Raw genomic sequence first — 15417 nt, forward strand, 5'->3', positions numbered from 1 at the left:
GGCTCACCCCTCGGTCTTCCCGGCCCCGTCCGCCTTCTCCTCCGGCTTCCCGGCCCCCTTCGCCTTCTCCTCCGGCTTCCCGGTCCGCTCGGCCTCCCCGGGCCTCCCGGTCTCCGGATGGCGTCCGGGACCGTCCCCCTCCGGCTGCGACAGGAGCGGGGTCGGGGACAGGGCGGTCGGCGCCTCGCCGGACTCCAGCAGCGTGTCGGCGGCCCCGATGATGCGGGGGTCGGCGACGCCTATCGCCTCCTCGTCCTTGGCCGTGTAGTCGCAGCGCAGCAGCAGGTGCCGCATCGCCTCGATGCGTCCCCGCCGCTTGTCGTTGTTCTTCACCACCGTCCACGGCGCGTGCTCGGTGTCCGTGGCGCGGAACATGTCGACCTTCGCCGCCGTGTACGCGTCCCACAGGTCCAGCGACTCCAGGTCGGTGGGGGACAGCTTCCACTGCCGTACGGGATCGACCTGGCGTATCGCGAACCGGGTGCGCTGCTCGCCCTGCGACACCGAGAACCAGAACTTCACCAGCACGAACCCGTCGTCGACCAGCATCTGCTCGAAGACCGGCGCCTGCGCGTAGAAGTGCCGGTACTCCTCGGGCGTGCAGAAGCCCATGACCCGCTCGACCCCGGCCCGGTTGTACCAGGACCGGTCGAAGAAGACGATCTCCCCGGCGGCGGGCAGTTGGGTGATGTACCGCTGGAAGTACCACTGGCCGCGCTCGCGGTCGGTGGGCTTGTCCAGCGCCACGACCCTGGCCCCGCGCGGATTGAGGCGCTCGGTGAAGCGCTTGATGGTGCCGCCCTTGCCCGCCGCGTCCCGCCCCTCGCACAGGACCACCACCCGCTGCCCGGTGTCGCGCACCCACTTCTGGAGCTTCAGCAGCTCGATCTGGAGGATGCGCTTCTGCCGCTCGTACGCCGCGCGGCGCAGTTTCGTGTCGTACGGGTAGTTCTCCCGCCAGGTCTGCAGGGGCCCGCCGTCCTCGTTCAGCAGCACGGGCTGTTCCGGGCGCTGCTCGTCGACCTGGAGTCCGGCCAGCAGTTCGGCGGCGGCGGTCGACGTGGTCACGCTTGTCGACCGGTCGGTCGGCTGCTCGTCGGGGAGGGACACGGGGACTCCTCAGCGGATCGGGGGGCGGACGCTCCACCTCGCAGTACCCGGGAAGCCGGACCGTACCCCCGGCGACGCACGGGGATTCGGGAGAAGGCGGCGGTCCTGGGCAGGTGAAGGGGCGGAACGCGTACGCGAAGGGCAAGGTGGAGGGCATGGAACAGGGCACGGCACAGGACATGGACCAGGACATGGACCAGGACACGGAACAGGAAGCGGGGCAGGACGCGGAACGGGACACCGGCCGGGGCACGGGTCACGACACGGGACGGGACGACACCGGGCGCGACGACACGGGGCGGGACGAGACCGGGCCGACGGCGCTCATCGTCATCGACATGATCAATACCTACGAACACGACGACGCCCACCTCCTGCTCCCGTCGGCCGAAACCGCTCTCCCCGCGATCGTCCGGCTCATCGAGCGGGCCCGCGGGCTGGACGTCCCGGTCATCTACGTCAACGACAACTACGGCGCGTGGCGTTCCCACCAGGGCGAAATTCTCGACCGGGCGCTGGAGGGGCCGCACGCCGATCTCGTGCGTCCGCTGGTGCCGGACGACCGGTCGCTCTTCGTCCTCAAGGCCCGGCACTCGATCTTCTACGAGACCCCGCTCAGCTATCTGCTCAGGGAGCAGGGCAGGGAGCACATCGTGCTGTGCGGCCAGGTCACCGAGCAGTGCGTCCTGTACTCCGCCCTAGACGCGCACATCCGCCACCTGCGGGTGACGATCCCGCGCGACGCGGTCGCCCACATCCACGAGGACCTCGCCGAGGCGGCCCTGCAGATGATGGAGCGCAATATGGACGCCGACGTCGTCAAGGCGGACGAGGTCTCCTTCGGCGACCCCCGCAGCGGCCCCCGCGGCACCGGCGGCGAGTCCCACGAACAGTGAGACCGGTGCGCAAACGCATTCGGCCCAGTCGGAAGGGGGTGACGGCGTGGGACGGGGTACCCGAGGGGGGACGTTGCCGCCTACCGATGTGGAGAAGACCGTGGCACAGCAGTCGCAGGACGTGGTGGAACTGATCCTGGAGGACCACCGCCGGATGGAGGAGCTGTTCCGCCGGATGCGCAGCGTGGAGGACGACCGGGCCGGGGCGCTGCGGGAGTTCTCCGCGCTGCTGATCGCGCACGGGGAGGCGGAGGAGGACGAGGTGTACCCCGCTCTCAAGCGCTACAAGAACATCGACGACGAAGAGGTCGAGCACGGCTCCGAGGAGCACGACGAGGGCAACGAGGCCCTGCTGGCCCTCCTGGAGGTCGAGGAGGTCGGCTCCGACGACTGGGACGAGAAGCTGGAGGAACTGGTCGAGGCGGTCACGCACCACCTGGACGAGGAGGAGCGCACCATCCTCAACGGGGCCCGCGAGAACGTCGCCGACTCCCGGCGCACGGAACTCGGCTCGGCCTTCCTGAGCGCGCGCGAGGAGTACCTGAAGGACGACTGCGGCAGCGTGGAGAACGTCCGCAAGGTGGTCCACAAGAAGTCCTGAGGAAGAAGTCCCGAGGATGGAAAACCCGAGGACGGAAAAAGGGGCGGCCCCCGCGCGAGGTGCTCGCGCGGGGGCCGCCCCGAGGCCCGGGAACCCCTGGAATTCCGGCCGGGAATTCCAGGGCTCGCGGCCGGCGGCCGGGTCAGACCTGGCCGCGCCAGGCGCCGGTCTCGCGGCCGCGGTCCTCGATGAACGTCTTGAACCGCTTCAGGTCGCCGGTGATCTTGCTCTTGACGATCCCGAGCTTGTCACCGACGTTCTCGGTGAGCCCCTCCGGCTCGTAGTCGAGCTGAAGCATGACCTTGGTCCGGTCCGCGGACAAGCGGTGGAACGTCACCACACCGGCCTGCTTGACCTCGCCGCCCACGGCCCGCCAGGCGACCCGCTCGTCGGGGATCTGCTCGGTGATCTCGGCGTCGAACTCCTTGCTGACGCCACCGATCTTCGTCACCCAGTGGGTCAGCCGGTCGGTGCGCTGCTCGATGCGCTCGACGCCGTCCATGAACTGCGGGAACGTCTCGAACTGGGTCCACTGGTCGTACGCGGTGCGTACCGGGACCTCGACCTCGACGGACTCTTCGACCTTCGACACAGAGCGTCCTTCCTCTTCGGCTTCGTATAACCGGGCGACCTGCCGCCCAGCCGTCGCGGGGAGCTCTTCTCCCTCACGGCCACTGCTGCCCCGGAACATCCGGCGTATGAGCGCCGATCCGAAATCCGCCGCCGTGAACGCCCGTCCCCGGAGGCACACTGGAGGCACCGACGATGGCACAGGGGAGGCACGGACGTGATCCGACGCACCGGCGAGGCTCTGCGCAACCGCCTGGGCGGCCTGCTGTTCGCCCAGGTGGCCGGGGAGGACGGACCGGCCAACCGGGAACGCATCCACGGCACCGAGGGCCCCCGCTGGTTCGGCCCCGAGCGGCCGATCCGGACCGTGCACGGGGACGCCTCCATGTTCGTCGGCGGGCTGCGCGCCCTGCTCCTGCAGTCCCTGCACCCGCTGGCCATGGCCGCGGTCGCGGCGCACTCGGGCTACCGGGGCGACCCCTGGGGCAGGCTCGCCCGTACGAGCACCTTCCTGGCGGTCACCACGTACGGCACCGACGCCGACGCGTCGGCCGCCGTCGCGCAGGTGCGCGCGGTGCACGCCCGGGTGCGGGGAACGGCCGAGGACGGCCGCCCCTACCGCGCGGACGACCCGCACCTCCTGGCCTGGGTGCACGCCGCCGAGGTGGACAGCTTCCTCACCGCCCACCAAACCTTCGGCGCGCACCCGTTGTCCCGGGCCGACTGCGACGCGTACGTCCGGGACGCGGCCCGCATCGCCGAGGCGCTCGGGGCGGAGCGGCCGCCCTCGGACGTGGCCCAACTGCGCGAGGTGCTCGCCGGATACCGCCCGGAACTGCGGGCGACGCGGGCGGCGCGGGAGGCCGCCCGGTTCATCGTCACCGAGCCCCCGCTGCCCTGGCCCGCCCGCGTCCCCTACCGCGCCCTGACCGTGAACGCGGCCGCGCTGATGCCCGCCTGGGCCCGCACGGAACTGGACCTGAGCGCGGGCCCGCGCCGTCTCGCTCCGTTGACCCGGGCCTCCGGGACGGCGGTGACGGGCGTCATCCGCTGGGCGATGGCCCCGGCGCGGCAGCGGTAGCCTCAGGCGGCGGTCGCCACCCCCACGCCGATCGCGATGAACAGCCACCCGGTGGTCAGCTCCCAGCGGTGGCGGACCTTCGGACGCGCCAGAAACGCCTGGAGGCGCGCGGCGACGGCGACCAGGCCGAACCAGTAGCCCACGCCGATCAGGACATCCAGGGCGCCGAGGAAGAAGATCTCCCGGGTGAGCGAGCCGGTGCCGTGCGCGAACTGCGGCAGGATGCTCAGGAAGAACAGCGCCGCCTTGGGGTTGAGCACATTGGTCAGGAAGCCCTGGGAGAAGCCGGACCGCCACCGGCCCCGGCCGGGTTCTTCCCCGGTCGGCCCAGCCGGCCCAGCCGGCCCAGCAGTCAAGGGGGTGTCCGCAGCCGCCTCCCGGTGCGTGCGGTGCTCCCGGGCGGCGCGGCGGGCGGCGAGGACGGCCCGTACGCCCAGGTACACCAGGTAGGCCGCGCCCAGCAGTTTGATCACGTCGAAGACCACGGGGGAGCGGGCGGCCACCATCGAAAGGCCGACGGCGGCGGCGAGCATGTGCACGCACAGCCCGGTCTGCGCGCCGAGGCCGGCGGCGCGTCCCTTCGACGGGTGCTCGGTCGCCGACCGGACCACCACCAGGAAGTCGGGTCCCGGCACCACGTACGCCACCAGCACCACACCGAGGAAGCCGAGGAGGTCCACCTGCATCCGCTCTCCGATCGTCGGCGTGCGGGTTCCCCCACGGGCCGATGCCAACCCCGGGTTCCGGGCCCGCACTTTAGTTGAGTCGGGGCTTGTCAACATTCTGGTTGGTGAGCTATATAAGAAGACGTCAGGGCATCGCAGCCGCAGAGAGAAAAGGAGTCACCGTGATGCTCATGCGTACCGACGCTTTCCGTGAACTGGACCGGCTCGCCCAGCAGATGTGGGGAACGGCGGCGCACCCGGCGGCCATGCCGATGGACGCCTACCGGTCGGGCGACGAGTTCGTCGTGCACTTCGACCTTCCGGGCGTGGACCCGGAGTCGATCGACCTGGACGTCGAGCGCAATGTGCTGACCGTGCGCGCCGAGCGCCGCTCCGCCGCCCCGGAGGGCGCCGAGATGATCGCCGCCGAGCGCGCGTCGGGCACCCACACCCGGCAGCTGATCCTCGGGGACACCCTGGACACCGAGCGGATCGACGCCCGCTACGACGCGGGTGTGCTGAGTCTGCGCATCCCGGTCACCGAGAAGGCGAAGCCGCGCAAGATCTCGATCAGCGGCACGGGTGAGCAGCCCCGGCAGATCAACGCATGACCGCCACCGCGACTCCCGGGCGCACGCGTACGCCCGACGCCGTGCCCCGGGAGCACGGAGCGGACTTCCGCGAGTTCGTGGCCCGGGTGCGGGCCGACGGCCTGTACCGGTCGGCCGCGCACGCCGAGGACGTCACCCGTATGGTGCTGGCCTGCCTGGGGGCGCAGCTCACCGGGGACGAACGGGTCGAGCTGGCCGCCCGGCTGCCCCGCGAGGCGGCCGAGGCCCTCGTCTCCCGGGCCCCGGGCCCGCGCCCGCTCACCGGGTTCGGCTTCGTCCAGGACCTGGCCGCCCGCCGGGGCACCGGACCGGGACCGGCCCGGTGGGACGCGGGGTCCGTGCTGCGTCAGGTCGCCCGGCTGGCGGGTCCCCGTCTGAGCGAGCGGATCCTGGCCGGGCTCCCGGAGGGGTACGCCCTGCTGTTCGGGGTGGCCCAACTGGTTCCGCGCAACCGGGTGCCGGTGGGCTGACCTTTCACCCGGCTCCGGGAATGCCGCCCTGACCAGGGGCGATGTTCCCGGAGCCGTCGTGTGCGGGCGGGGCGGCGCCATTTAGGACGCCCTTCCGGTCGCTGATTGATCGAATCGGGGGTAGGCAGGAGGACATGAACTCTTCTCAGATCCTGGCCGCCGAGGGCGGGCCTTCGCTGCTGCTGATCGTGGTGGGCGTCGTGGTGGTGCTCTTCCTGCTGGGGGCGTTCTTCTTCGGCAGCCGTCGTGCGGGCAACAAGAAGCGGTCGGAGGTGCCCGGACAGGGCGCCGGGTCGCCCCCGCAGCCCAGCGGCGGCAGCCAGCGCGGCGAGACCTGGCAGACCATTGACGACGACCCCGACCAGGGCAACCCGCACCGCTGACGGCTCGCTTCCCCCCATACCGCTCGTCGGAGGAGACGCCCGTGGACCGGCCGAGCACGGGGCCGCCGCCGGACCGGCCCGAACAGGAGGCCCTGTTCGACTGGTCCGACGCCGCCCCGCGGTCCTCCGCCTTCGCCGACAGCGCGCAGGCCCGCCGCCTGCTCGACGTGCGCGAGGTCTACGCGGAACCCGCCGCCCTCGACTCGCCGCGCGGCCGGCAGATCATGGCGAGACTGCCGGACGCCCGGGTGACCGAGGTGCCGAGCCACTGGCGCATCCCCTCCCTGCACGGCAACGACGGCAACGTCGCCCGCTGGGTCCGGGTCAAGACCGAGACCCTCGTACTGGGCGTGAAGCGCACCCTGGAGACGCGCCCCAACGGACGGTCCGCCGACTGGATCGCCCCGGGCGCCTCCAACGGCTGCGCGATGTCCTGCGCCTACTGCTACGTCCCGCGCCGCAAGGGGTACGCCAACCCGATCACCCTCTTCACCAACATCGAGGCGATCGTCGCCTACGTCCGCCGCCACGTCCGCGCCCAGGGCCCCAAACCGGAGCCCAACCAGTGCGACCCGCACGCCTGGGTCTACGACATCGGCGAGAACGGCGACTGCTCCGTCGACGCCCTGGTCTGCGACAACACGGCCGACCTGATCGCTGCCTTCCGCACCCTCCCCACGGCCAAGGCGTCCTTCGCGACCAAGTTCGTCAACCCCGACCTGCTCGCCCTGGACCCGCGGGGCCGCACCCGGGTGCGCTTCTCCGTGATGCCGTCGGCGGACGCCCGCGTGCTCGACATCCGTACGAGCCCGGTCGCGGAGCGGATCGCCGCCGCCCCCGACTTCCTCGACGCCGGGTACGAGGTCCACTTCAACCTCTCGCCCGTCGTCCTGCGCCCCGGCTGGCAGCGCGACTGGGCCGACCTCCTCACGCACCTCGACGACGTCCTGCCCGCCCGGGTGAAGCAGCAGGCGGCGGCCGAGATCATCATGCTGACCCACAACGAACAGCTCCACGAGGTCAACCTCGGCTGGCACCCCCGCGCCGAGGACCTGCTCTGGCAGCCGGCCGCCCAGGAGACCAAACGCTCCCAGAACGGCGCCCTGAACGTCCGCTACTCCCCGGACGTCAAACGCCGTTCCCTGGAGCAGCTCCAGCACCTGCTGACCACCCACGCCCCCTGGCTGCGCGTCCGCTACGCCTTCTGAGGGGGGCGCGGCCCCGGCCGTACGAAGGAGATCCACACGTCGGGCGGCAGGTCGGGCCGGCCCGGGACCGGCCTGCGCTCCTCCGTCCACGCGTCGCCCGCGATCTCGGCGGCGACCCGGCGCCAGAAGCGCACGGCGCCCGCGTTGGCGTCCTGGAAGGCGATCTCCCAGGGGCCGGGGTGCCGGGCGACGACCTCCGCCACCGCGCGCAGCCCGATCCCCGACCTGCGGGCCCCGCGCACCACGAAGAAGCCGTTCAGCACACGCGTGGTGCCGTCGAGCCCGCGGACGAGAGCGAGGCCGACGGGGTGCTCGCCGCTCAGCAGCAGGTACGGCGCCCGGTCGGCCTCCTCGAAGGCCATCCGGAGCCAGTCGCTCCTGTACGTCCCGTCCGCGAAGGGCAGTTGCCCGCCGAACTCGGACAGGTCGTGACGGAACATCAGCCAGAGACGCTCCAGCACGGGGCGGTCGGCCTCGTACGCGGGACGCACGGAGAAGACGGACACGGGGCTCCTTCGGGGGAGGGGCGGGCAGGGCTTCTCCGGGCGGAACGCCCGGAGAAGCCCTGCGGAGACGTGCCCGCTGCCTCGGGGCACAAAAAAAGCCTCTCGGCCGGAAGCGTCCGGACCCGAAAGGCTGAGGAAGTGATCATAACACCCGCTCGGTGAGTCCGGCGGGACGGAGTTGGCGGGGCGCCGCATCAATTCGGTTGCCGCCCCCGCGTCCGCACCGCACCATGGGCGGGACGCCGGGAGCCGCCCGGTGCTTCGCGAGAGGAGGCACGACCGTGATCACGACTGTTCTCGGGCTGCCCGCAGTCCTGTCTTCCCTCATCTCATGGAGCACCTTCAGCGATGTCTCGCGACGACTTCCCGCAGTACCCCCAGTTCCCGCAGTTCCCGGCCTTTCCTGACCTCTCCGCCGTCGACTCCTCCCGCCGGGTCCCGCCCGCGGCCGATCCGGGCGAGGTCGACGAACGCTTCGTCTTCGACTTCCAGGCGTACGACGACGACCTCAAGGACGGCCAGCGCTGGTCGACCTGGCTCAGCGTCGAACCGCTGAGCCGGGGCCCCGAGCCGCGCCCCGACTGGGTCGTGACCTCGCAGGGCGCGATCGACACCGAACTCGGCGTCCTCAAGACCGGCAAGGAGGCCGACGTCCACCTCGTCGAGCGGGCCGACCCCCTCGATCCGGACGCCGGTGCGGTCATGGCGGCCAAGCGGTACCGCTCCGCCGAACACCGCAGCTTCCACCGCGCCGCCTCCTACACCGAGGGCCGTTCCATGCGGCGCTCCCGCGACGAGCGCGCCCTCAAGCGCAAGAGCACCTTCGGACGGCAGGTCGCGGCCGGGGAGTGGGCCGTGTCCGAGTGGGGCGCGCTGGTGCGGCTGTGGGGCCTCGGGCTGCCCGTTCCGTACCCCGTCCAGATCGACGGCACCGAGATCCTGATGGAGTGGATCACGGTTCCCGACGAGGAGGGCGCGGCGGTGACCGCGCCCCGGCTCGCCCAGGTCCGGCCCTCGCCCCCACTGCTCGCCTCGTACTTCGAGCAGCTCACCGACGCGTTGGCCACGATGGTGCAGAACGGCTTCGTGCACGGCGACCTGTCCGCGTACAACATCCTGGCGGCGGGCGAGCGGCTGGTGATCATCGATCTGCCCCAGATCGTGGACCTGGTCGGCAACCTCAACGGGATGGCCTTCCTCCAGCGCGACTGCGCCAACATCTGCGCCTGGTTCCGCTCGCGGGGCCTCGACGCCGACGAGGACGCGCTGTTCGCGGAGCTGATGGCACACGCCTTCTGAGCGTCCTGAGCGCCGTTACGGCAGCGGCTCGCCCCGGGCCGCGGTCCAGAGCTCGTACCACTCCTCGTGGGTGAGCTCCGGTGCGCGGCGCACCGCGTCGGCGCAGCGCAGGATGCGCTCGGGGCGGCTGGAGCCGATCACCGGGGCGATCCGGGCCGGGTGGCGCTGGAGCCACCACAGCAGGACCGTCTCCGGTGTCGTGCCCCTGCGGGCGGCGATGCCGGAGACGAGCCGCGCGGCGGGGGAGGAGGGGGCGCGGCCGGTGTAGCGGCCCTGGGCGAGCGCGCCCCAGGCCTGGAGCCGGACGCCCCGGCCCTGGCAGTACTCGACGGTGCCGTGCGGGAAGCCGTTGTCGGCCGCCGCCCGGGTGTTCAGCAGGACCCCGGACTCGACCCAGTCGCGGGCGGCCAGGCTCATTTCGAGCTGGTTGACGGTGAGGGGCACGTCCAGGTGGGCCTGGAGGAGCTCGATCTGGGCGGCGCTCATGTTCGACACGCCGAAGCGCCGTACGAGCCCCTGCGCGTGCAGCGAGCCGAGCGCCTCCGCGATCTCCTCGGGGCCGGTCAGCGGGTCGGGCCGGTGCAGCAGCAGGACGTCGAGCACGTCGGTGCGCAGGCGGGTCAGGCTCTCCTCGACGCGGCGCACGATGCTGCTCCCGCGCAGGTCGTACCGGCCGCCGCCGTCGCCGTCGGGCAGGCGGATGCCGCACTTGGTCTGGAGGGTGATGCGGCCGCGCAGCCCGGCGTCCCGGGCGAGGAGTTCGCCGAAGACCGCCTCGGACTTGCCGTGCCGGTAGATGTCGGCGTGGTCGAACACGGTGATGCCGGCCGACAGCGCGGCCTCGACGGCGGCCTCCGCCTCGGCGATGTCCGCCGCCGTGTACGGGGTGGGGTCCCAGGCGCCGCCGATTCCCATGCAGCCGTACAGGGGGCGGGAGTGCGGGTGGGGGCCGGACGGGGTCGGCATCAGTGGTGCTCTCCTCGGTGTGGTACGGGTTCCGCCTGGTCGACCTCCACCCCGAGCCGGTCGGCGACCTCCGTGAGCGTCTGCCCGAGCGGCAGTGCCACCCGGGCCCGCGCCTCGCGGTCGCCGCGCGTCGCGTCCCGGTTGACGATCACCACCGGCGTGCCCGCCCGAGCGGCCTGGCGTACGAACCGGAGCCCCGACATCACCGTCAACGACGAGCCCAGGACCAGCAGCGACGCGGCCCCGCGGACCAGCTCCCGGCACTGTTCGACCCGCTGCGGCGGGACCGGCTCGCCGAAGAACACCACGTCCGGCTTGAGGACACCGCCGCAGACCGTGCACGGCACCACGTGGAAGTCCCCGACCTGCGCGTCGGTGAGGTCGGCGTCGCCGTCCGGGTTGATCCCGGCGGCCACCGGCGCGAAACCCGGATTGGCCTCGGTCAGGCGGACGGCGAGCGCGCCGCGCGGCTCGACGGTGCCGCAGGTCAGGCACCGGACGCGGTCCAGGCTGCCGTGGAGTTCCACGACGTCCTCGCTGCCCGCGGCCTGGTGCAGCCCGTCGACGTTCTGCGTGATGAGGCCCGAGAGCAGGCCGTGCCGGGCGAAGGCCGCCACCGCCCGGTGCCCGGCGTTCGGGCGGGCCCGGCCGAAGACCCGCCAGCCCAGGTGGCTGCGCGCCCAGTAGCGGCGCCGGGCCCGGGGGTCGGAGGTGAACTCCTGGTACGTCATCGGGGTGTGGCGGCTCAGGCTGCCGCCCTCGCCCCGGTAGTCCGGAATGCCGGACTCCGTGGAGATCCCGGCACCGCTGAGCACCAGCACGCCGCCACGGCCCAGCAGGTCGGCGACGGGCGTCCAGTCGGAGACGGCGGGCGGCAGGTCACCGTCGGGAACCCAGTTCAAGGTGGGGCGCATCTGCATGCTGCCAGGGTACGGAAGAGGGTGGCTCGGCCACGGACTCCGCGGAGCCCCGCAGGTCGCGGGCCCGCCGGCGTCCCGCCGGTCATGCGTGCGCCCGTTCGCGCCTTCGCCCCGTCGCGCCGGTGACGGAGGCCGGGCGAAGACCCATACTGCTTCCGGACGGACCACTTCCGTACCGCGCGGTACCTCGGCACGACGAATGGGAGAGAGCACGTGAACGTCACCCGCACCCCTCTTCGACCCCGACGGGCGACCCGGAGGGGCCGCGCCCCGGCCGCCCTGGGCGCGGCGCTCGCCCTGGCCGTGCCGACCGCCCTCACCACCACGTCGACGGCCTCGGCCGCCGAGGCGCGGGCGACCGCCTCCTGCAGTCCGGGTTACGTCTGCATCTACCGGGGCGACATCTTCGACGGCAGCCCCAACCACCCGATGGTCTACAGCTTCTACCGCTACGGGACGTACAACGTCGCCAACCTCGTCGGCGACTACACCGTCAAGAACTGCCAGACGGGCGGCGCCAAGGTCCAGGGACGCACCGGCTACAACGGCACCGGAAGCGTCGCCTGGGACCTCACGGTCAACAACTGCAGCACCGGACTGTGGACCAGCCTGACCTCCACGAACTCCGTGCGGGTCTACCCCTGAGGCTCCCCGCCGCGCCCCGCCGCCCCGCGTCAGGACGACATGAGGCGGCGGTGTTCGCCCTCGTCCAACTGCTCGCCCGAGGACGGCAGGAGCTGGGGGACGCCGTCCACGATCGGGTACCGGCGGTGCAGCCGCGGGTTGTAGAGGGCGCTCCCGTCCGGGACCAGGGACAGGGGGCCCTTGTCGATCGGGCAGGCCAGGATCTTCAGCAGCGGGTCAGTGGGGTTCACGGGTGAGGTCCTTTTCGGGTGAGGGCTGTTCGTACGAGGAAAGGCTCAGCAGGACGGCGACCGCCAGGGCCGCCCCCGCCACCCGCAGCACCAGCCGCAGCGGCTCGCCCGGCAGCGACTCGCCGAACGCGAGGCTGCCGAGCGTGGCGGTGTAGAGGCAGGACGTGGTGGTGCACACCGGCACCACGAGCGAGGCCCGGCAGCGCTGGAGCGCGGTCTGCGACAGGACGAGACCGGTGCCGCCGGTCACGAGCAGCAGATAGGGGTACGGGGAGGTCAGCACGGCGGTGACCGTGCCGGGCAGGTTCCCGGCGTCGAACAGCGCCGAGAGCCCCTTGATCGCCAGCGAGCTGACCCCGTACACGAGCCCGACGGCCACCCCGTACGGCACACCGCTGGTCCGGTGCGGGACGCCGTCGGCCGGCGGCGTGCGGACGGCGTCGCGCCGGTCGGTGACGACGTACACCCAGATGCCCGCGCCGATGGACACCCCGCTGAGCAGCAGGATCAGGGCGGGCGGCGAGTACGCGCCCACGTCCTCGCCGCCCGAGTCCAGCGACAGCACCACCATCAGCAGCGCGAGCACCACCGCGCCCATCGCGTACCGCTCGCGCACCGAGACGCGTTCGCCCAGGGTGCGCGAGGACAGCAGCAGGAGCAGCACCAGGCCCGAGATGAACAGGGCCTGCGCGACGGTCATCGGCAGGGTCCGGTAGACGACCAACTGCGCGGCGAACCCGCCCGCGAGCGCCAGCGACCCGCCCACCCACGGCAGACTGCCCAGCAGCAGCCGCACCGCGCGCAGCGGGCGGTGCACGTCCAGGCCCGGCAGGTCGCCCAGGGCGCGCTTCTGGAGGACGAAGCCTCCGCTGTAGAGGACGTTCGCGCACAGTGCCGCCAGCACGCCCCACCACATCACGGCTCTCGACTCCCCCGGCCGGGAGCGGGGGCGGCGCGTCGTCCGGGTACGCGTGCGTGGACGAGGAGGATCGAGGCGGCGGACGGCGCGGCGCAGGCCAGCCGGTCCAGGGCGCGTAGCGGGCGGGGCACCCCGTGGAAGGGGGCGCCGGCCGTGCGGACGACCTCGAAGCCGGACGCGGTGAGCAGGCCGCGCAGGGCGCGCGCGGTGTAGAGCCGCAGGTGGCCGACGACCTCGCGGCCCGGTCGGCCGTGGATGCCGCGCAGACTCACCTCGGAGAAGACCGGCTGGACCCCGGCGAGCAGGAGTGCCCTGTTGTACCAGGCGGCGAGGTTGGGGGTGGACAGCATGAGGTGGCCGCCGGGCTTCAGGACGCGGCGGATCTCGTCGAGCGCGCTGTCGGGGTCCACGAGGTGCTCGATCACCTCGCTGAACAGGACGGCGTCGGCGGACGCGGTCGCGAACGGCAGTCCGCTGTCGGTGAGTTGGCCGCGCACGGCGGACAACTCGCCCTTGGTGGTGGCGAACCGCCGGGACGCCCTGCGCAGGGCGTCCTGCGACCAGTCCACCCCGACGATCCGGTGGCCGGGCAGGAGCGGGGCGGCCGTCGCGGCGGCGGTGCCGTCGCCGCAGCCCACGTCGAGGACGGTGGCGCCGGGGGCGCCCGCGAGGGCGGCGGCGAGCATGAGGGCCTGGCGGCGGCTGCGCGGGTCGCCGGAGGCGACGGGCACGGCGGGGTTCTCGTAGAAGTCGCGCAGTCCGTCGCGCGGCTCCTCGTGGGCGGCGTCGCGGGGCAGGTGCGGGTCGGCGGTGGGAGCCGTCATGGCGGCGATCCCTCCTCGGGGTCAAAGGGGCGGGGGAGGTGCGTCGTCGGGCGGTGGCGGGGACGGTGTTTCAGGGGGTGGTGGCGGGTGGGGCGAGCGCGGAGGTCGACTGGAGGTGCTTCTCGAAGAGTTCGCGCAGGTGCTCGCCGTCCGCCCGGCCCAGCAGCGCGCCCGACCAGCGCAGACAGAGGTGCAGGCGGCCGGCGGTGGCCGCGGTGGTCACGGTCAGCCCGCGCGGCATGCGGGCCGGCGCCGAGAACCACACCGCGCTCGCCCGGCCCGCCCCGTCGCCGAAGTCCAGGGGGTAGGGGACCCGGCCGATGTTGCTGAGCAGGGTGGTCGACGTCCACGCCGCCACGGCCCGCCGGAGCTGCCGGGTGGCGGCGGCGCGCAGGGCGACGGGGACGACCGGTGCGGTGAGCAGCCGCGCCCCGTGGCCGAGCTGGGGCCGCGAGAGGGCCTTGAGCGCGCGCGTGCGGTCGGCGGTCCGCATCAGCAGCCCCGGCGTGTCCGCTTGCGCCAATTCCTCGGGCAGGAAGGGGACTTCCACCAGTCGGGTGCCGTTCCCGATGGGCATGTCCATGCCCCGGGAGCGGTCGTCCACCGGCATCGTGATCCGCATCGGGCGCGGGGGCGCGCCCCGCTCGGCGTTCCACTCGGCGATGGTGCGGGCGGTGGCGACCATCAACTGGTCGTTGACGGTGTAGAGGACGCCGGACGGCCGGCGGGGCACCGGCAGCTCCACGGCCAGCATGCCGTTGCCCGTGGCCTTGGTGCCCCGGTGCGGTCCGGCGGCGACCCGCGCCACCGGGGCGAACCCGGTCCCCGGGACCGGCTGCCGCGGGCGGTGCTCGGGCCGCTCGGGCGTGGCGGAGGCGGCGGGGGAGTTGTCGCGGCCCCCGTAGAGCTCGGCGGTGGTGGCGAGGACGCGCAGGCAGGCGGGCCCGTCGAGGGCGGTGTGGTTGAGGACCAGCAGCAGTACGTTCCCGATGATCTCCAGCCGTACCGGCGGCGACAGCGAGAGCGGCGGGGCGTGGGTGAGCGCCCGTGCCCTGGCCGCCTCCAGCACGCCGGGCGACGCGTCGGAGTGGTGGACGACGACGCCCGTGGTGTCCGGGTGCGCGGTGAGCTCCCACTCGTACCGGCGGCGGTACCAGGGTCCGGGGGCCTCGCGCATCAGGACGCGGGGATGCTGCCGCAGGGCCTGCACGAAGGCCTTCCGCAGCCGTTCCGGATCGGGTGGTTCGGGGAGGTGCACCTCGATGTGCACGGTCTCGGGCTCGGCGGGGTCGAGACAGTGCCGGGTGATCTCGTCGACGACGGTGAAGGGCGTGGTGGAGTTCGGGGCGCGCATCACGGGCTCCTCGGGTGATCGACGTGGGGCCGGGCCCGGGGGCACGGGTGAGCGGTGGCCGTCCCGACGCCGCGGGCCGCGGCAGCGCGGACGGTGCGGCGCCGGGCCGCGATCCGCGGTAAGCAGGGGGACTCCGCGCGCCGGAGGCAGACGGACTCC

The 15417-nt window shown here is 72.8% G+C and carries 19 protein-coding genes; 9 read left to right on the plus strand and 10 right to left on the minus strand.

Translation table 11 applies throughout. From position 1 onward, the window contains the following. Positions 1-3: 3 nt before the first annotated feature. Positions 4-1068 carry a polyphosphate kinase 2 gene (gene ppk2, locus ACIP93_RS17925; protein ID WP_401760601.1) on the minus strand — a complete coding sequence of 355 codons (1065 nt, stop codon included), beginning with the start codon at positions 1066-1068 and terminating at the stop codon, positions 4-6. Positions 1069-1436: 368 nt separating this feature from the next. Here ppk2 and ACIP93_RS17930 point away from each other — a divergent pair, with 368 nt between their 5' ends. Further along, positions 1437-2006: a cysteine hydrolase family protein gene (locus ACIP93_RS17930; RefSeq protein WP_401760603.1), complete on the plus strand. Its 570-nt coding sequence runs from the start codon at positions 1437-1439 to the stop codon at positions 2004-2006. A gap of 100 nt (positions 2007-2106) precedes the next feature. Further along, complete coding sequence (locus ACIP93_RS17935) at positions 2107-2607, plus strand: hemerythrin domain-containing protein (protein WP_345219532.1); 501 nt, start codon at positions 2107-2109, stop codon at positions 2605-2607. Positions 2608-2749: 142 nt separating this feature from the next. On the opposite strand, the gene ACIP93_RS17940 is transcribed toward ACIP93_RS17935, so the two are convergent. Further along, the gene (locus tag ACIP93_RS17940) at positions 2750-3199 is read right to left on the minus strand and encodes an SRPBCC family protein (protein WP_345219533.1); all 450 of its coding nucleotides are present in this window, start codon (positions 3197-3199) and stop codon (positions 2750-2752) included. Positions 3200-3397: 198 nt separating this feature from the next. Between ACIP93_RS17940 and ACIP93_RS17945 the strand changes: the two genes are divergently transcribed. Further along, on the plus strand, positions 3398-4258 hold the full coding sequence (locus tag ACIP93_RS17945) for an oxygenase MpaB family protein (RefSeq protein WP_380837944.1): 861 nt from the start codon (positions 3398-3400) through the stop codon (positions 4256-4258). A 2-nt stretch (positions 4259-4260) separates the two neighbouring features. Here the strand turns inward: ACIP93_RS17945 and ACIP93_RS17950 are convergent, their stop codons facing one another. Next, positions 4261-4944: a LysE family translocator gene (locus tag ACIP93_RS17950; RefSeq protein ID WP_401759976.1), complete on the minus strand. Its 684-nt coding sequence runs from the start codon at positions 4942-4944 to the stop codon at positions 4261-4263. 164 nt (positions 4945-5108) lie between these two features. Here ACIP93_RS17950 and ACIP93_RS17955 point away from each other — a divergent pair, with 164 nt between their 5' ends. The 4 genes from ACIP93_RS17955 to ACIP93_RS17970 all read left to right on the plus strand — a co-directional run bounded on the left by ACIP93_RS17955 (position 5109) and on the right by ACIP93_RS17970 (position 7595). Further along, complete coding sequence (locus ACIP93_RS17955; protein ID WP_345219536.1) at positions 5109-5534, plus strand: Hsp20/alpha crystallin family protein; 426 nt, start codon at positions 5109-5111, stop codon at positions 5532-5534. Then, entirely contained in the window at positions 5531-6004 is a 474-nt protein-coding gene (locus ACIP93_RS17960) for a DUF2267 domain-containing protein (RefSeq protein ID WP_401759979.1), read from the plus strand. Before ACIP93_RS17955 ends, ACIP93_RS17960 begins: the two co-directional genes overlap by 4 nt. Positions 6005-6138: 134 nt before the next feature. After that, entirely contained in the window at positions 6139-6387 is a 249-nt protein-coding gene (locus tag ACIP93_RS17965; protein WP_345219538.1) for a DUF6479 family protein, read from the plus strand. A gap of 41 nt (positions 6388-6428) precedes the next feature. Continuing rightward, positions 6429-7595 carry a spore photoproduct lyase family protein gene (locus tag ACIP93_RS17970; protein WP_401759982.1) on the plus strand — a complete coding sequence of 389 codons (1167 nt, stop codon included), beginning with the start codon at positions 6429-6431 and terminating at the stop codon, positions 7593-7595. On the opposite strand, the gene ACIP93_RS17975 is transcribed toward ACIP93_RS17970, so the two are convergent. Further along, on the minus strand, positions 7583-8035 hold the full coding sequence (locus ACIP93_RS17975; RefSeq protein WP_401760605.1) for a GNAT family N-acetyltransferase: 453 nt from the start codon (positions 8033-8035) through the stop codon (positions 7583-7585). The two genes, ACIP93_RS17970 and ACIP93_RS17975, sit on opposite strands and share 13 nt — an antisense overlap. Positions 8036-8449: 414 nt before the next feature. Here ACIP93_RS17975 and ACIP93_RS17980 point away from each other — a divergent pair, with 414 nt between their 5' ends. Continuing rightward, positions 8450-9400 (plus strand): RIO1 family regulatory kinase/ATPase, encoded by a 951-nt coding sequence (locus tag ACIP93_RS17980; RefSeq protein ID WP_345219541.1) that lies wholly within the window; start codon positions 8450-8452, stop codon positions 9398-9400. Between the two features lie 15 nt (positions 9401-9415). Here the strand turns inward: ACIP93_RS17980 and ACIP93_RS17985 are convergent, their stop codons facing one another. Together ACIP93_RS17985 and ACIP93_RS17990 are read right to left on the minus strand one after the other, a co-directional pair. Further along, positions 9416-10366, minus strand: a complete 951-nt coding sequence (locus ACIP93_RS17985) for an aldo/keto reductase family oxidoreductase (RefSeq protein ID WP_401759984.1) — start codon at positions 10364-10366, stop codon at positions 9416-9418. Further along, positions 10366-11286, minus strand: coding sequence for an NAD-dependent protein deacetylase (locus ACIP93_RS17990; RefSeq protein ID WP_401759987.1), 921 nt, complete (start codon positions 11284-11286; stop codon positions 10366-10368). The genes ACIP93_RS17985 and ACIP93_RS17990 overlap by 1 nt, the downstream gene beginning before the upstream one ends. Positions 11287-11499: 213 nt before the next feature. Here ACIP93_RS17990 and ACIP93_RS17995 point away from each other — a divergent pair, with 213 nt between their 5' ends. Then, positions 11500-11931, plus strand: a complete 432-nt coding sequence (locus ACIP93_RS17995; RefSeq protein ID WP_401759989.1) for a hypothetical protein — start codon at positions 11500-11502, stop codon at positions 11929-11931. Between the two features lie 29 nt (positions 11932-11960). Here ACIP93_RS17995 and ACIP93_RS18000 read toward each other — a convergent pair whose 3' ends face one another. The 4 genes from ACIP93_RS18000 to ACIP93_RS18015 all read right to left on the minus strand — a co-directional run bounded on the left by ACIP93_RS18000 (position 11961) and on the right by ACIP93_RS18015 (position 15258). Further along, positions 11961-12161 carry a Trm112 family protein gene (locus tag ACIP93_RS18000; protein ID WP_345219545.1) on the minus strand — a complete coding sequence of 67 codons (201 nt, stop codon included), beginning with the start codon at positions 12159-12161 and terminating at the stop codon, positions 11961-11963. Then, entirely contained in the window at positions 12148-13077 is a 930-nt protein-coding gene (locus ACIP93_RS18005) for a hypothetical protein (protein ID WP_380837949.1), read from the minus strand. The genes ACIP93_RS18000 and ACIP93_RS18005 overlap by 14 nt, the downstream gene beginning before the upstream one ends. Further along, the gene (locus tag ACIP93_RS18010) at positions 13077-13904 is read right to left on the minus strand and encodes a methyltransferase domain-containing protein (RefSeq protein ID WP_401759992.1); all 828 of its coding nucleotides are present in this window, start codon (positions 13902-13904) and stop codon (positions 13077-13079) included. Before ACIP93_RS18010 ends, ACIP93_RS18005 begins: the two co-directional genes overlap by 1 nt. A 70-nt stretch (positions 13905-13974) precedes the next feature. Beyond that, complete coding sequence (locus tag ACIP93_RS18015; RefSeq protein ID WP_401759995.1) at positions 13975-15258, minus strand: condensation protein; 1284 nt, start codon at positions 15256-15258, stop codon at positions 13975-13977. Positions 15259-15417 lie beyond the last annotated feature (159 nt).

Origin of the sequence: Streptomyces sp. NPDC088745, from assembly GCF_044751045.1 — a bacterium.
GTDB classification, from domain to species: Bacteria; Actinomycetota; Actinomycetes; order Streptomycetales; family Streptomycetaceae; genus Streptomyces; species Streptomyces cremeus.

Excerpts from the sequence above, each read along its gene's own strand:
- ACIP93_RS18005 (WP_380837949.1), bottom strand. The coding sequence starts at position 13,077 with ATGTGGTGGGGCGTGCTGGCGGCACTGTGCGCGAACGTCCTCTACAGC.
- ACIP93_RS17955 (WP_345219536.1), top strand. The coding sequence starts at position 5,109 with ATGCTCATGCGTACCGACGCTTTCCGTGAACTGGACCGGCTCGCCCAG.
- ACIP93_RS18010 (WP_401759992.1), bottom strand. The coding sequence starts at position 13,904 with ATGACGGCTCCCACCGCCGACCCGCACCTGCCCCGCGACGCCGCCCAC.
- ACIP93_RS17990 (WP_401759987.1), bottom strand. The coding sequence starts at position 11,286 with ATGCAGATGCGCCCCACCTTGAACTGGGTTCCCGACGGTGACCTGCCG.
- ACIP93_RS17980 (WP_345219541.1), top strand. The coding sequence starts at position 8,450 with ATGTCTCGCGACGACTTCCCGCAGTACCCCCAGTTCCCGCAGTTCCCG.
- ACIP93_RS17950 (WP_401759976.1), bottom strand. The coding sequence starts at position 4,944 with ATGCAGGTGGACCTCCTCGGCTTCCTCGGTGTGGTGCTGGTGGCGTAC.
- ACIP93_RS18015 (WP_401759995.1), bottom strand. The coding sequence starts at position 15,258 with ATGCGCGCCCCGAACTCCACCACGCCCTTCACCGTCGTCGACGAGATC.
- ACIP93_RS17960 (WP_401759979.1), top strand. The coding sequence starts at position 5,531 with ATGACCGCCACCGCGACTCCCGGGCGCACGCGTACGCCCGACGCCGTG.
- ACIP93_RS17985 (WP_401759984.1), bottom strand. The coding sequence starts at position 10,366 with ATGCCGACCCCGTCCGGCCCCCACCCGCACTCCCGCCCCCTGTACGGC.
- ACIP93_RS17975 (WP_401760605.1), bottom strand. The coding sequence starts at position 8,035 with ATGTTCCGTCACGACCTGTCCGAGTTCGGCGGGCAACTGCCCTTCGCG.
- ACIP93_RS17965 (WP_345219538.1), top strand. The coding sequence starts at position 6,139 with ATGAACTCTTCTCAGATCCTGGCCGCCGAGGGCGGGCCTTCGCTGCTG.